At 41.6% G+C, this 255-nt stretch carries 1 rRNA gene; it reads right to left on the bottom strand.

Annotated elements, in window-relative coordinates:
* Positions 1-255, bottom strand: a 23S ribosomal RNA gene (locus LG651_RS15710); the annotation flags it as partial.

The following is a 255-nucleotide window of genomic DNA, read 5'->3' as shown; positions in this document are numbered from 1 at the left end:
TTCATACAGGGTTTCACGTGCCCCGCACTACTCAGGATACCACTATCGCTATAAATCTTACTTATACAGGACTATCACCCTCTATGGTTACTCTTTCCAAAGTATTCTAATTCAATTTATTTTGAATGTTGTGGTCCTACAACCCCAATATTGCCGTAACAATATTGGTTTGGGCTAATCCGCGTTCGCTCGCCACTACTAACGGAATCACTTTTGTTTTCTTCTCCTCCGGGTACTTAGATGTTTCAGTTCTCC

This window comes from Neotamlana sargassicola (assembly GCF_020523965.1).
Classification (GTDB): domain Bacteria; phylum Bacteroidota; class Bacteroidia; order Flavobacteriales; family Flavobacteriaceae; genus Neotamlana; species Neotamlana sargassicola.
The sequence above is the reverse complement of the archived record's forward strand: the minus strand, read 5'-3'. Positions and strand labels throughout refer to the sequence as shown.